At 37.3% G+C, this 15,863-nt stretch carries 12 protein-coding genes; 8 read left to right on the forward strand and 4 right to left on the reverse strand.

What is annotated here, in order from left to right; translation table 11 throughout:
* The 8 genes from E0946_RS03960 to nadD all read left to right on the forward strand — a co-directional run.
* Nucleotides 1-3,116: DEAD/DEAH box helicase (locus tag E0946_RS03960; RefSeq protein ID WP_133201179.1), on the forward strand; the 3,116-nt coding region annotated here is incomplete at its 5' end.
* Between the two features lie 70 nt (nt 3,117-3,186).
* Nucleotides 3,187-3,999 carry a hypothetical protein gene (locus E0946_RS03965; RefSeq protein WP_133201180.1) on the forward strand — a complete coding sequence of 271 codons (813 nt, stop codon included), beginning with the start codon at nt 3,187-3,189 and terminating at the stop codon, nt 3,997-3,999.
* A gap of 1 nt (nt 4,000) precedes the next feature.
* Nucleotides 4,001-4,480 carry a GreA/GreB family elongation factor gene (locus E0946_RS03970; RefSeq protein WP_133201181.1) on the forward strand — a complete coding sequence of 160 codons (480 nt, stop codon included), beginning with the start codon at nt 4,001-4,003 and terminating at the stop codon, nt 4,478-4,480.
* Between the two features lie 16 nt (nt 4,481-4,496).
* Nucleotides 4,497-5,912, forward strand: a complete 1,416-nt coding sequence (locus E0946_RS03975; protein WP_133201182.1) for an aminopeptidase — start codon at nt 4,497-4,499, stop codon at nt 5,910-5,912.
* 23 nt (nt 5,913-5,935) lie between these two features.
* Nucleotides 5,936-7,219, forward strand: a complete 1,284-nt coding sequence (locus tag E0946_RS03980; RefSeq protein ID WP_133201183.1) for a tetratricopeptide repeat protein — start codon at nt 5,936-5,938, stop codon at nt 7,217-7,219.
* Complete coding sequence (locus tag E0946_RS03985; protein ID WP_133201184.1) at nt 7,212-7,796, forward strand: hypothetical protein; 585 nt, start codon at nt 7,212-7,214, stop codon at nt 7,794-7,796. Before E0946_RS03980 ends, E0946_RS03985 begins: the two co-directional genes overlap by 8 nt.
* Before the next feature lie 9 nt (nt 7,797-7,805).
* A complete protein-coding gene (locus E0946_RS03990) occupies nt 7,806-8,528 on the forward strand; it encodes an outer membrane protein assembly factor BamD (RefSeq protein ID WP_133201185.1) in 723 nt (240 codons plus the stop codon).
* On the forward strand, nt 8,525-9,106 hold the full coding sequence (gene nadD, locus E0946_RS03995) for a nicotinate (nicotinamide) nucleotide adenylyltransferase (RefSeq protein ID WP_133201186.1): 582 nt from the start codon (nt 8,525-8,527) through the stop codon (nt 9,104-9,106). The genes E0946_RS03990 and nadD overlap by 4 nt, the downstream gene beginning before the upstream one ends.
* Nucleotides 9,107-9,349: 243 nt before the next feature.
* Here the strand turns inward: nadD and E0946_RS04000 are convergent, their stop codons facing one another.
* From E0946_RS04000 to priA, 4 genes are all read right to left on the reverse strand, one after another.
* Nucleotides 9,350-11,272 carry a bifunctional serine/threonine-protein kinase/formylglycine-generating enzyme family protein gene (locus E0946_RS04000; RefSeq protein WP_133201187.1) on the reverse strand — a complete coding sequence of 641 codons (1,923 nt, stop codon included), beginning with the start codon at nt 11,270-11,272 and terminating at the stop codon, nt 9,350-9,352.
* 3 nt (nt 11,273-11,275) lie between these two features.
* Nucleotides 11,276-12,526, reverse strand: a complete 1,251-nt coding sequence (gene hutI, locus E0946_RS04005) for an imidazolonepropionase (protein ID WP_133201188.1) — start codon at nt 12,524-12,526, stop codon at nt 11,276-11,278.
* 62 nt (nt 12,527-12,588) lie between these two features.
* On the reverse strand, nt 12,589-12,912 hold the full coding sequence (locus E0946_RS04010) for a DUF1292 domain-containing protein (RefSeq protein WP_133201189.1): 324 nt from the start codon (nt 12,910-12,912) through the stop codon (nt 12,589-12,591).
* Between the two features lie 65 nt (nt 12,913-12,977).
* The gene (gene priA, locus E0946_RS04015; protein WP_133201190.1) at nt 12,978-15,350 is read right to left on the reverse strand and encodes a primosomal protein N'; all 2,373 of its coding nucleotides are present in this window, start codon (nt 15,348-15,350) and stop codon (nt 12,978-12,980) included.
* Between the last annotated feature and the right edge of the window lie 513 nt (nt 15,351-15,863).

A 15,863-nucleotide genomic window follows, 5' to 3' on the forward strand; every position in this document is an offset into this window, starting at 1 on the left:
ACTGGCAATCCATAGATGAGAAGGGATGCTATCATATTCATTTTGTTGCCACTCCAGATAAAAGAGAGTTTTTTAACACTCAGCTGGATGTAGTCTATGACCCTGAAACTCAGAGAATTATAAGTCACCATTGTCATGAATGTAAAGATGATGAAAGCTGCAGACATTATCTTTCTGTTCTGCGTTATGCTTATATGAATCTAAGAACAGATATATTTGAACAACCAGCTGTTGAGACCTGCGATGGAACTGTTTTGCGTGGGAGAGAAAAATGGCTGGATATCTATGATAAAGCAGCACTGGAGATTGAAGGAATATATGCTCCGGATGTAGATAAAGTTCGTTTGTATCACGATAGTTATGAACCCCTCAATATATCTTTGCTTATTAGGATTCAAGCGGGAGCTGATATAGAAGGCATCACAGAACAAGAAAAGAAGGAATTGCTCTCCCAGTTGGAGGTTTTTTCCGATACTGAACAGGCACTTTTTAAATTTCTAAATGCTAATAAAGCTGCCTATAGTTCCAAAGCAAAGTTCTGGTCGCTCTATAAAAAAGATTTTCCCAGAGCTCTGGGTTATCTTCAAGCTTTAAATGGCAAAGTCAAAGTTAGAGAAACGGGTGAACCTTTAAAATTTAGCTCTGAACCCTATCCCTTAAGTTTGCGTATAGAACCTGCTGGCAAGGTCAATTACCGCGTCTATCCAGTTATTATAGATGAACTTTCGGCAGTATATTCTGGTTATCCCACCTGGCTATTTTTCCGCAATGTAGTACATCCTGTGTATCTTCCTCTGACTAATGAAAATATTGACCGGCTTTTCAATCAGGAACTATTCATTAGTGCTAAAGATTTAATTTACTGGAGCACTGTGGTTCATAAGCAATTGCATAAACAGGGGATATATCTGGATTTGGACCCCTCTATTGAGCTTCCCGAGATTATTAGCACAGAACCACGCATCAAATTTAAGGTTTTCCCTATGGGAGAAGATTATATTCTGGAAGGAAAACTGGTGTATCCATCTCCTTATTTAGAAGAAGGTGGGAAACTGGAAATACCACTTTCCACTATCCGATTTCAAGCACCTCTAATTCGTAGTGACTATATCTCAGAAGAAGAAACAGGAAATGCCTGGTTCTACATTCCACCTCATATCTTTGACCAAGCAAAAGAACTCTTTGAAAAGTTGCCAGAAGCTAATAAGAGCAGACTGGAACAGTTCTCTCAATTGATTTATGAAGGAGAAGAAGGTCTGGATAAACTTCGTAAAAGTCTGTTTGAACTGGAATCTCCTGCCTGGGATTTGGAAATAGTTCCCGAATTGAGAGGAAACTTCATTCAAAAGGTGGATTTACAAGTTGAAATTAAAGCAAGACGTAGTGAAGAAATAGATTGGTTCAGTTATGAAGTATCTTATTATTACAAAGATTTAAGCTTTACTTATGAGGAACTCAATCGTTTCTTCCGGTCTAAGGAAGAATTCCTGCATACTAAAGATGGAAGAATTCTCTATATTGTCAATCCTGAAGTCTTTTTTGAAAGTTCCAGATTGATTAAACATAGTGAGCGTCTTGCGGATAATGTTTATCGTGCTCGTTTGATAGAGCTTCCTTATTATCATCGTTATATGCAAGAAAATCCCGCATTTAGGGTGTTGGGAGATGATTTTCTCACGCAATTGGGAATTGACCTTAAGCGTGGACATCTGGAACATACTGAACCGCTTCCACTTTATCTACAGACTATTATGCGTGGTTATCAAAAAGCAGGTTATGCCTGGATAAAAATGCTGGAATATTACCACCTGGGAGGGATTTTGGCAGATGAAATGGGTCTGGGAAAAACTATTCAAGCTTTAGCTGCCATTCAAAATGCTCCTGAAAACACTCAAAGTCTGGTAGTCTGCCCTAAAACTCTACTCTATAACTGGGCAGCCGAAATAGATAAATTCCATATCAATATACCCTATCTTATTGTTGAAGGAGATAAGGAAACTCGTGTTCAGCTGCTTCAGAATCCAAATGTGAAACTCTTTATCATTTCTTACACAGTGGTTTTGAACGATATAGATATCCTAAAAGATAAAAAACTTCACTGGATAATCCTGGATGAAGCTCAAAACATCAAGAATGTTAATGCCAAACGCACCTATGCCATCAAAAAAATCGCGGCTGAACATCGTCTTGCCCTTACAGGAACTCCTGTGGAAAATAATCTTACCGAATTGTGGTCTATTTATGACTTTTTGATGCCTGGCTATTTGGGAACTTTGAAACGCTTTAAAAAAGATTACATTGATGACACCGAAAACGGTCCGGCAAGATTAAGACGTATTGTTGCACCATTTTTACTCCGAAGAGTGAAAAAAGAAGTGCTGCTGGAATTACCTGATAAACAAGAACAGGTTTCCTGGTGTAAACTACATCCTGTGCAAGAAAAACTTTACTTACAGGTGATTGATACAGTACAAAAGAAGCTTTTGCACAGTCCAGAAGCGGCACAATTGAATTTTGTGAATGTTCTGGCAGCTTTGACTAAATTGCGTCAGATTTGTAATCATCCTCATTTGGCAGACCCGGATATCCTTCCGGAACCAGAAGCTTCTTCAAAACTTGAATTGTTAATAGAATTGGTGGAAGATGCTATGGGAAGTGGACATAAAATTCTGGTCTTTTCCCAATTTGTCCAGATGTTAAAAATTATACGACAAGTCTTTGATAATATGAATCTTAATTATGCTTATATGGATGGTAAGAGCAAAAATAGATTGCAGGAAGTGCGAAGATTTGAGAATAACCCTGAGCTGCAGTTATTTTTAATCAGTCTTAAGACTGGCGGAACAGGTCTAAATCTTACTGCAGCAGATACAGTTATCCTTTATGACCCCTGGTGGAATCCTATGGTGGAAAATCAAGCTATAGACCGCACTCATAGAATTGGACAGACACATAAGGTGCAGGTATATCGTTTAATAACTAAAGGCACGGTGGAGGAAAAGATTATGAATCTTCAGCAGCATAAATTGCAGCTCTTTGATGAAGTGGTCTCGGATACCAGAAAATTCTTATCTAATCTTACTCCGGAAGAAATTCGTGACCTTTTCACCTACTAAATTTCCCTTGACATTTTGCTGCTTGAAAAGCCATTGACATTGTAGGTTAAAGGAATTAAAAGGAGACGAGATGCTAACCATTGACTGGAAGGAAAGATTGAACAAGGACACCGCAGATTATGTGGAAAATAAGCTCCCTAAGAATGACTATGATTTTGAAATTATCTATAATGCCTATCCTGAACGCGTCAATGGTAAGATACCAAATGAAGTAATTGTCTTTGTTGCTAATGCCTTAGTTAATAAAATCGGGAAAAATCACTCCCAGTTTATTCCTTTTTATAAACATCTCTGGGACAAGAAAGGTGAGAATGGTAAGCTGGCTTTTATAATCATTATGAGTAAATTGCTTGCCAAAAATCCTTCTCTTTATCTACCCTTGATAGATACTGCGGTCAATACTGCTTCTGAAAACGAACTCATTATCTTGATGGAAAAAGTTATGCTTCCTCAATTGAGGAAAAATCCTGACCAGTTTCTGCCTCAGGTATATAAATGGACTACCTCACATAAAGAGAAAATTCGCAAACAAGCCATAAATCTGCTGATAAAATTGATGAGAAAAGACCCTCATTTGATTGATGAGATAGTTCAGCATTTCCTTAATCAATGGTATCATCCTCTGGGTGAGCTGACAAATAATCATATCTCTTTTCTTAAGGCTATAGCAAAATTAAGTCCAGATGCCTATTTAAATATTTGGCGCCAATTTAATATGAGCAGAGATCCTCAGATAGCAGAATTACTTTGTAGTTCTATCACTTTCTATCATCCAGAGATAGAACAAACTGTTGAGAGATGGACAAAAAGTGGTAATGCGAGACTAAAAAGGGCAGCACTGGCAGCACAAAAACTACTCCAGAAAAAGAAATCTCAAGCATAATATGGATTTAAGCACATTAATTACCCAGGAGGGTATGGATAGACTTCAGAGACGCATTCAAGGACTGCTAAGAGAAAGACCAGCAGTGATTAAAGCTGTAGCTACAGCAAGAGAATATGGCGATTTAAGCGAAAATGCCGAATATAAATCAGCTCGGGAAAGACAGCGTCAGATTGATACGGAGATAGATTATTTAAGAAGAAGGGCGGCTCATCTAAAGGTTATAGACATCAGTACCATTCCCAAGGATAGAGTCCGTTTTGGTGCTATCTGTCGCATTCGGGATGAAGCAAACGGAGAAATAATAGTCTATCAAATAATTGGAGCAGATGAATTGAACTTCTTTGATAAAGAAGGAATACAACCCGTTTCAGTGCTATCCCCTATAGGAAATAGCCTGTTAGGAAAGCAGGTAGGAGATAAAGTAGTGGTAGATGCTCCGATGGGAGAACGGATTTTAGAGATTTTAGAAATTTCATAAATATAGGGAGATATAAATGCAAGCAAAGAAAGAACAGGTTAACCAACTTCTTTACGAGCGAAAGAATTTCTGGAAAGAAGCTTCCGCAGAAGAGATTAAGAAAGCTTTTGATTTTGCTGTCCCTTACAAGGACTTCCTGAACCAATGCAAAACGGAAAGAGAGACCGTTATCTGGACTGAAGAACTGCTTAAGGCTAATAAATTTAAAGCACTTCCTGCTGCAAAACAAAACAAGAAAGTTTATTCTGTATTCCGTAATAAGACCATTGCTATGGCAGTGCTGGGTTCAGAACCTGTAAGCGCAGGATTTAATATGGTGGCAGCTCATATAGATGCTCCCAGAGTGGACTTGAAACAAAATCCTTTATATGAAGATAAGTCCAGTGCAGTTGCCTGTATGAAAACTCATTATTATGGCGGTATAAAGAAATATCAATGGGTCTCCACACCTTTAGCAATTCATGGCACTATCATTAAATCTGATGGGACTACCATCAATATTTCTATTGGCGAAAATAATGAAGAACCGGTCTTTATTATTCCTGATTTGTTGCCCCATTTAGCCAGAAAGGAACAGTATACAAAGACCTTGGGTGAAGCCATCAGTGCTTCAAATATGAATCTTATCTTTTCCGGTATGATGGAACCTAAGACAGAAGAGAAAGAAGCAATAAAACTTTACGCTTTGAAACTTCTTAATCAGAGATATGGAATTCAGGAAAAGGATTTTATTTCTGCTGAACTGGAACTGGTTCCTGCCACTTCTGCCAGAGATGCAGGCTTGGATGCTTCTATGATTGTTGGTTATGGGCAGGACGATAGAATCTGTGCATATTCAGGTTTACAGGCTTTGCTTTCTGCTATGGATAAGAAACCGAAAAGAACAATGGTCGTGTATTTTTCTGATAAAGAAGAAGTGGGAAGCCAGGGTAATACTGGTGCTCAATCAGTATTTTTACAGGATTTTATCGCTGCTTTACTTGCTCATAATGGTGAATCTGGTAGCAGTTCCAATCTAAGGAAGACCTTTATGAATTCTCGGGTTCTTTCTGGAGATGTTACTGCTGCGGTAGACCCAAATTATCCAAATGTCCATGAATTGCAAAATGCCGTTATCTTTAATCATGGTGTGGGAATTTCTAAATTTACAGGAAGTGGTGGTAAATCTGGATGTAATGACGCTAATGCGGAATTTGTAGCTCAGGTAATTAGAATTTTTGATAATGCTGGAGTTTTCTGGCAGATGGGTGAATTGGGTAAAGTGGATGAAGGTGGCGGTGGAACCATTGCCTATATTCTGGCTAATCTTGGTGCCGAAGTAGTAGATTGTGGAACTGGTCTTATGGGAATGCATTCGCTTTATGAACTATCCAGTAAAGCAGATTTATATTCCACTTATGCTGGATATAAAGCATTTCTAATCTCTCAATAATAAATAAATGACAGGAGGTTTAGATGAAAAAGATAACCATCATTTTGCTCTGCGCTTTAATGCTAATACTTTGTTCCTGTGTTAGTAATAAGACTTTTAAAGCTCAAGAAGAAAAAGTTCAAATTCTCCAAGCCCGCCAAAACAATCAGGATGTTCAGTTGGAAATGATTAATAAAGAATTAGCTAATCATCGGGAAAAACTGAACGATATTATGGTGCAACTTAGTATAATCAATCAACAGCTACCTGAAATTGATAATTTGAAACAGGTCACAGACCAATCCACTGCCAGTATTGCAAAACTACAAAATCAAATAAACCAGATTAATGAGCAAGTGACGGAAGTTATGAATAGCATCAACTCCCTGGATATCCGAATGGCTCAATTATATACTGAAACAAATGATGTCTTTGATGCCTATTCTGACTATTTAAAGCAGATGAAAGATGCACAAAAGAATATGGCAACAAAAGAAGAAGTAGCAATACTTATAGCCGAAACCTCTGCCTGGTCAGAAAGTCTGGTTCAATTGTCCAGTCAGGTAGAAGCTTTATCTTCTCAATTAACCGAGCAACAATCATTAGTCGCAGAACTTATGACCCTGCAAAGTAAAGTGGCTTCTTCTGAACAGGAAAGTGAAGCAATTAAAAATGAAATAGCTAAGATTAATACAACTCTGGCAGAACAAGAACATATTAAACAGGAACTGACTGCCATTCATCAATCTTTATTAACAGCGCAGAAAGAAATAGCTTCTCTGCAAAAAGAACTTAATCAAATACAGAGCACCCAACCGGCAAGTTCTTCTGAAGTAAATGACCTTCGGGCAAGAGTTCTCGCTATAAGTAAAGACCTGGATGCCTTAACTTCCGATTTACAAATGGTTATAGCTCAAGAAAGAGCCGCAGCAGAAAAACGCCGTAATGAAGCTCGGGACAAACAATATAAAACTGCCTTGAATGAATATTATAAAGGCAATTATGAAAAGTCTATTCTCCTTTTTGAAGAATTCTTAACTTCCTATCCAGATTCAGAACTTGTTCCTAATGCACATTACTGGATAGGTGAAAACTATTATAGTGCAAAGAATTATCCTAAAGCTTTGCGGGAATTTCAAATTGTGGTCTCAAATTATCCCGGACACCAAAAAGCCTGGGATGCACAATTGAAAATAGGTCTCACCTACTATCAAATGAATGATTTTAAATCTGCTTATCAGGAACTGATGGTTATCAAAAATCAAAATCCTGCCTATCCTCAGATGCCTATAGTGGATAAGTATCTGAGTAAGCTTAAAGATGTCTAAAAGCTCGCTGATAATACTTTTGGCTTTGATGGGTTTCTGCCTTTGTGCAGAAACCCATTATCCACTTGCCGAACCTGAAATTATTAGCACTCAAATAGTCAACCTCATAGACCTTTCCGAACCCATTTTTCTGGATATTCAGGCTGGTGATTTCACCTCTGCACTGGATTATCATATCAGGTATATGTTGCTGGAAAAAGGTGCTGATATTCGGGAATGGACTTCGGAAAATAATCCTTTTTATCTTCCTTCATTAACCGATTCTATCCCTAAATCTTTATTACCTCTATCCTTAGCTAAAGCTCGTCTGGTAATAATTACTATGGATTTAGGCAGCACCAAGGTAGAAACTAAAAGTTTCTTGAGTTATCATAGCGAAAGTTATCCTCTCTATAGCTTTCAGATAAAGCAAATAGAGCTGCCCTCCTATAAGCTTCTCAGAGTGGATAACTTAAGCTTTACTGATTCCAAAATTCGCTCCAGTAATTCCAATATAACTTCTCTTAAATGGTTTGAACCTATACTGGCTGTAACCGCTATATCCTCAATAATTTATCTGCTCTGGACTATTGAATAAGGTATTATTATGCATAAAATACTTACTATTTTACTCGTCATTTTAACTGTAATAACTGCTTGTTCCTCAAATAAAACTGTCTTGACTACGGAAGAAAAGCTTTCTCAAGCAGACCAGCTTTATGCCAAAGGAAAATACTCTCGTGCTGCAGAATTGTATGCTCAAGTCTATATGGATAGAATATCCACTGCTTCTGCTTATGCACTTTTGCGTGAAGCTGATTGCTACTTTAAAATCAATCGCTTTGCTGATGCTTATTCCGCCTATCAGGAATACATTATTAATTTTCCTAATTATCCCGAAGTTAGCACTGCTCTTTTCCGTTCTGCCGTCTGTCTTTACGAACAATCTTTAGGACCGCAGTATGACCAAACTGAGACAATAATGGCTATTGAAGCTTTTGAAAAATTTATAAGCAAGTATCCGAATGACCCGCGTTGCAATGAAGCTCTTCAATATATTCAGAAAGCAAAATATAGACTGACTGAAAAGAAATTCCATATTGGCTACACTTACTATAAAATGCGGGATTACAGCGCTGCTTTGATGTATTTTAAAGAAATTATAGCCGAAGGAAATACAAATAGTCTGGACCGACAATCTCTCTATTATACAACTTTAATCCTCCATAAACAAAAACTGGATGACCAAGCTCTCGTCTATTATAATACCTTAAAAGCAAAATATCCCGGTTCTAAAGAGAGCAAAAAATTAGAAAAATATTTCAAATGAGCAATCTGGCTTTATTAGGTGGAAGCTTTGACCCGGTTCATAATGGACACCTGCATATCGCCAGAGGAATCCTTCATTCAGGTTTAGTAGAAAGCGTAATTTTTCTTCCCAACGCTATTCATAATTTTAAAAAAGACCGTATCGTGCTGGATTTTAATTCTCGTTATGAACTCGTAAAAGAGGTTATGGAACCGGGAATGGAAGTCTGGGATGATGATGCTAAAGGAACTGGCTACACTTCAGATTTATTACAACATTTATATAAGAAATATCCTGAACATCAATTCTTCTGGGTAATAGGCTCGGATAATCTGGCTTCTCTTTCTCGCTGGCATAACTATCCCTGGCTAAAAGAAAATGTGCAGTTCCTGATTATTCCCAGACCTGGTTATCCTATCATCCCAGAAGTTATAAATGAAATAAAACATCAGGTGCTCAATCTTACTCCAATAGATATATCTTCAACTCAGATACGAAACAATATAGCTGCGGGATTGTCCATCAAAGGTCTGGTACCTGATTCTATTCTGGATAAGGTTTTACAGCTATATAAGCCGCTACTTGCCCCTAAAACTTAATTATTGTTAATTTATAACCTAAAGAAGTAATAATATATTTGAGAAAATAATCTGTTTAATCCTCTCCAATCCTTAGGAAAATCATATCTATTTTATTTATTACTATGCACTTAAGCCATCTAAATCGCATATCAAATTATATTGCAATAGATTACAACTTCTCTCTTAGCTCTTTCTTGGCTCTCCCTTAGCTCTTTTGCTAAGTGGGAGACAAGAAACAAACAGGCAATATTTTAAGATATTTTACTTACTTCGTACGACCCTGAAACCGATATAATTGGTCTTACTATAGGGTTTAGCATAGGCGCGATTGGTTATTCTCGCCTCTCTGGCAGGGTCTTTCCAGGAACCACCCCGAATAACTTTATCTGTTCCAGATTCAGGACCTGTAAAGGAAAATGGCACATTAGCTGAATAAGGTGCATACCAATCCCAGACCCATTCGCTCACATTGCCGCTCATATCAAATAGTTTAAGTTTATTATACTTTTTCTCACCCACTGGATGAGAATGTCCTCCACTATTTTCTATATACCAGGCAACCTGGTCTATGTTATTAGAACCGCTATAAGTATAGGGTGTTTCATATTTTCCTTCTTTGGCAGCGAATTCCCATTCAGCTTCAGTAGGAAGCCTATATCCTGAGGCTTGAAAATCGCAGACAATATAATTATCTACATATTCATAGCAGGGCTGTAATCCATCTAACAAACTTTTTTCATTACAAAACTGGATAACTTCATCAAAAGATACATTAGTTACGGGTAAATCTCTTTCTTCGTCCTTCAATGTGCTCCCCGGGAAAACCATAGCCCATTGTTCCATTGTTATTTCATAGGGACTGATATAAAATGAGGGAATAAAAACTGTATGAGGTGGAAATTCATCGGGATCAGCATCAGGTTCCATAGAACCAATTATGGTAGAATCTCCCTCTACCGCATTTAATTCCAGAAGTTGATTGCGTACTGTACCTTCTGTTACATATGGTGTAACCACAGAACTCTCTTGTTTTGCCTTGATACTGTTTTGAATACCTTTGATAATAACATATTTAACGATAATGTAGATTAAAATTCCAGCGGATATAATCCCTATTATTTTTAATGTCTTTTGCATCTTTGTCAGAGAATGGTCAGTGGTTATGACAATTTGTTGTTCCTGATTATCTTTTTTAGAAGAGGACTTCACATTTTTTTCTTTCTCAGATAAATCCGATTCAGAAAGATGTTGCTTCTTAGAATAAGAACTCTCACTTTGAGAAGGCAAAATTGTTTCTTTCGTCAAAGTTGTTTGTGTACTGATTGCTTCAGCCTTAGTTGTAGAGGGAATATAAGGTATATCCAGCTCTGAAATAATAGCAGAATGCATTTCTTCTGCATTATTAAAACGAAGCTGAAGGTCAATCATCAGGGCTTTATTTAAAATCTTAAATAGCCTTTCAGGTATCAGTTTACCTAATAAATTGGGATTTATAACGATTTGTTCCAGAGTTTTACTTTTTTGAGCAGAAGGACTTAAAGGCGGGTCTAAAGACCAGGGAAGCTGACCACAAAAAAGTAGATAGGCTATAGCTCCAATAGAATAGATATCAGCTCTAAAATCATAAGGTTTACGCTCCAAAAATACCTCTGGAGCAGTAAATAATATCGGATGATATTTGCTTTCTTCTGGATTGGCATATTTCCAGCTTTGTGGGTCTTTACCAAAACCGGAGATTTTTATATCTTGAGAATTATTGATAAATATATTAGCTGGATTAAGATTTAAATGTAAGATACCACATTGATGAGCATAATTGATGGCTTCTAAAAGCTGCAAAGTCCATTTATGAGCCAGTTCATAAGATATTTTAAAATGATTTTGAGCAAGGATTGCGTCCAGGGTTTCCCCTTCTATAAATTCACTTACCAGATAATATGCACCATCATCTTCAAATAATCCAATGGTCTTTCTTATATAGGGATGGTTTAGCTTTAATCCCGCTTCACTTTCTTCTCTCAAGGCTTGAATACAAGTGGGATCATTACGCCATTGTATGTCATTTGCCTTTAAGATAACAAATTTACCCGTATTATTATCCCGGGCTTTATAAACCCAGTATTTACGAGACCTATGAAGGGTTTGAACTATAGTGTAAGCAATACCGTTGGTGGTATCGTTCATTGATTAAGCCTTATAGATGCACTTGCCTTTCGCATAAACACTAACAATATAGGAACTTCCAAGATGATAAGGAATGAAATTAAGCGATGGTATGTCCCAGATAGTAAAATCTGCCTGCTTTCCAATTTCTAATGACCCCACTTTATCTCCTAAGCCAAGAGCATAAGCAGCATTAATAGTAGTGGCACAAAATGCTTCTACGGGAATAAGTTTCATCTGGATACAGGCAATACTCATAGTTAGAGGAATTGAATCACAGTTACAACTCCCCGGATTATAATCAGTGGCTAAAGCTACTGGTAGACCCATATCTATCATTTCCCTGCCTCTGGCATAGGTCTTGCTTCCCAGAGAAAATAAAGTAGCAGGAAGTAAAACCGGTATCACACCTTTATCTTTTAAAGCTTTAATCCCAGCATCCGAAGTTGAACCTAAATGATCCGCAGAAATACATCCTAATTCAGCTGCCAGTTCTGCTCCTCCCAATGGTTCTATTTCATCCGCATGCATTTTCAACTGTAAACCATATTGTTTGGCACAATTAAGCACTCTGCGGGATTCTTCAATGCTAAAGACATCAGCTTCTGTGAAAATATCACAAAACCTGGCAATACCTTGCTTGGCTACTGCTGGTATCATCTCATTACATAAAAGGTCCAGATATCCTTCGTGATTATTTTTATATTCTTCTGGATACTCATGTGCTCCCAGGAATGTAGGAACAATAGTTACAGGTAATTCTTTTGCCAGACGGTCTATAACTCTTAACATTTTCAATTCGCTTTCTGTATCCAAGCCATAGCCACTTTTCGCTTCCAAAGTGGTTGTCCCCAGTTCCATCATTTTTTCTATGCGTTTTTTTGCCAGGTCAAAAAGTAGTTCCTCACTGGCATTCCGGGTAGTCTTTATGGTATTTAGAATACCTCCACCTGCTTTTGCAATCTGCATATAAGAATATCCCTGTAAACGCAAAGCAAATTCATCTTCGCGAGTGTGAACAAAAACAGGGTGCGTATGACAATCTACAAACCCAGGAAGAACAAAATAATTTTTGGCAGATATAATCTCATCAGCAGTATATTTCTCCGCAATCTCCGCATCACTTCCAATATCAACTATATAGCCATCTTTTATAGCTAATGCACCATCTTCAAAGATGACTATATCTCTCATTTCTTTTCCCTTTAGAGGTCCATCTTTACCCTTACAGGTTATGAGTTGCCTGCAATTTCTAACTATGGTGTCAACCTGCACTTTTCTCTGTCTTCTCCCTATTAGTTAAAAGAATATAATGCTGATATTGGGTTCTATTCTGATTAATCTTCAGGTTCTTCTTCTACATTATAAAATAATTTTTCAAACCAGTCTGCTATCTCGTTAAATTTATCCTCATCCTCAATGAAATTCAATTCCACTTCTTCATCATTTATAAAATTCATAGATAGGATATCATATTGCAGAGTATCTTTATCCGCAAGAGCAATGTATTGACTACCTTCATATTCAAATATATCCAGGACAATAAAATCCTGTTGGGTGCCGTCATCCATTTCCAGTGTCAGATAGCTGTCCGAATAATCTTCACCTTCCAAATCTTCCGATATGGTTAGGTCTTCAAAGCCTTTTTCCTTTTTTTCCATAATAAACTCCTTTTTTGTTCTTATTTTACAAATGATTGATTTTGGCAAGTTAATTATTTCTTGCTCTACATTAAAGTAGTGGGATCAATATCTATTGTATAATGAATAGTAGAGGAAATCTTGTATTCATTAAGGACCGTATTTATTGCCTTCTTGATAGATTGAGTTGTGCGTCCCTTAATAATTAGATGCCAACGATAAAGATTCTTCATTTTAGTAAAAGGTGCAGGAACAGGTCCCAGAAGGAATATTTCTCCTTGGGGAAAAGTATTGAGCAAGTTCTTTACCTTTTGAGAGAGCTCATCCATTTCCTCTTGCAGTAAATTATTGTCCGCTGATTGAAATAATATCCTGGCTAACCGATAATATGGTGGATAATAGAGATGTCTACGATGAGATAATTCCTCTTCAGCAAATCCAGGGAAATCTTGTTTACTGGCATAAATTATAGCATAATGTCTGGGATTATAGGTCTGAATAATAACCTCACCTTCTTTGTCGGCACGACCTGAGCGACCTGCCACCTGAGTGCAAAGCTGAAAAGTGCGTTCTGCGGCTCTAAAATCTGGTATGTTCAAGCTGATATCTGCATTTACGATACCCACCAGTGTCACCTCTGGAAAATCCAATCCTTTGGATATCATCTGAGTTCCTAAAAGGATATCCACTTCCTTATCTTTCATCCTGCGAAACATAATCTTGTAGATATCTTGCTGTCTGGCTGAATCTGAATCCAGACGTAATATTCTGGCTTGAGGAAATAGTATTCTAAGAGTTTGCTCAACTTTTTGCGTGCCTGGTGAACCATAGACAAAGCTATAACTACCACATTGGGGACATTTTCTTGGGCTGGGATAGGTGTTTCCACAATAATGACATTGCATCTCCTCCCGGTCACGATGATAATACATACTGATGTCACAATTTGGACATTTGATAAGTTCACCACATTTTAGACACTGCATATAAGATGAAAAGCCACGCCGATTTTGAAAAAGGATAACCTGTTCTTTTCTTTCCAGCCTGAAAGATATAGCAGAAATTAATTCATCAGAAAACATCTGCTGACTGTAATCTTCACACAAGGATACTATCTGCACCTGGGGTAATTTTATATCCAGAGGACGACTATTCAGACAATGTAATAGATATTTACCCTTTTTTTGATTATACCAGGATTCCAGAGAAGGAGTTGCACTTCCTAAAATAACTTGAGCATCGCTAATTTTCCCTCTCATTACTGCCACATCTCTGCCATTATAACGAGGATTATTCTCCTGTTTATAAGATTGCTCATGCTCTTCATCAACAATAATTAGACCCAGATTTGGCATCGGTGAAAATATAGCACTGCGAGCACCTATAACTAATCTACATTCTCCTTTAGCAATTCTTTGCCATTGTTCTAAGCGCTGACGATCACTTAATTGACTGTGACTGATAGCCAGAATATCGCCAAATTCTGCCTGAAAGCGTTCTACCATCTGAGGTGTGAGAGCAATCTCAGGAATTAAAAAGATTACCCCCTTACCTTCCTGAATATAAGAACGAATGATAGGTATATAAACCTCAGTTTTACCACTACCTGTTATACCATAAAGTAGATGAACTTGAAAATGTCCCTTATGCTGCAAAATTTCCTGGATAGCTCTTTCTTGCTCCTCATTGAGAGTTACAACTTTTTTTAAACCCGAGGTTTCAAAGCGGAAAAACTCCCGTTCTATTTTTCTGGGAAATATGCTGATTATTCCTTTACGCTCCAAAGCATGGACTACAGAATAGCTTACATCCCTGGATATTTCAGCAAGGGGAAATTCTTCCTTTGATTTGGCATAAATCAATTGTAAAGCTTCTTTCTGCTTGGAAGGAAGACTATTGGGATCAACCGTTTTGTCAATAATATGTATATAATTGACTGTCTTAGGTTTGTCTTTAGGACTGAGTTTACGATTCAGCTCCAGATACCCTTCTTCCGTTGCTTTCTCTACCCATTGAAGCACCGGCTTCCCCTTTAGCTTCTTCCGCAACTCACTAACTTTCTGAGCTTGACCTTCAGAAAAAGCATTAGCCAGCTCTTTGTATTTTTCTGGAATATCATCTGCTACCCATCTAACTTCAGCCTGTATATCAGGAATTAACCAGGCAGGTAACATAGCAAAACAAGCTGTACCGGTGGAGCAATAATAATACTCTCCCATCCATTTTGCCAGACTCATTAATTGGGAATCAATTAGTGGTTGCTGGTCTAAGACTTCAATAATCTGTTTATAGCGAATATCTTTTTCTGGAGCGCTCTCAAAACGAGTTCCACAGATCCCTATCATATCTTTCCTGTTAAAGGAAACCAGTACTCTCACCCCTTCAGGAATTTCCAGAGGAGAGCAATAATAGAATTCCTTTAATATGTTTATAGGTAAATAAATTTCATAATAGAACATAGATATAACACTTTAGTAATGCTGATTTATGTCAATATAAATATCTTTTTTAAGAGATAATATAACCTTCTCCCCAACCAAATATGCTTTCTCACTTATTTATTCAAAGCGTACAACCAATTTTTCCAATAGAATTTCACGACTTTTTTAAACGGTATTCTTAAACGAAACAATATGAATAAGTTATGAATTTCTGTATTGATGCTTTTATGGCATCTATATCCATAATAATAAAGACCATAGAGATATGAATTGAGATTGATGCCTATAAAAAAAATAAAGGGCTGCCTTGTCGCCAGGTAGCCCTTCTCTTTCTTAAGCAAGTTGATACTATTTCAATAATAACATTTTATTTGTCTGTGATGAGTTCGGAGTTGTTAATCGATAGAAATACAGACCAGATTATACAGGTTTTCCGCTATCATCAAGACCATTCCAGACAACTGAGTGGTTTCCGGCAAATCTGGGTTCATTGATAAGGGATCTTACCTTCTGCCCTCGTATGTTATAGAC

It is taken from the genome of Candidatus Syntrophosphaera thermopropionivorans (genome assembly GCF_004353895.1).
Lineage (GTDB): Bacteria > Cloacimonadota > Cloacimonadia > Cloacimonadales > Cloacimonadaceae > Syntrophosphaera > Syntrophosphaera thermopropionivorans.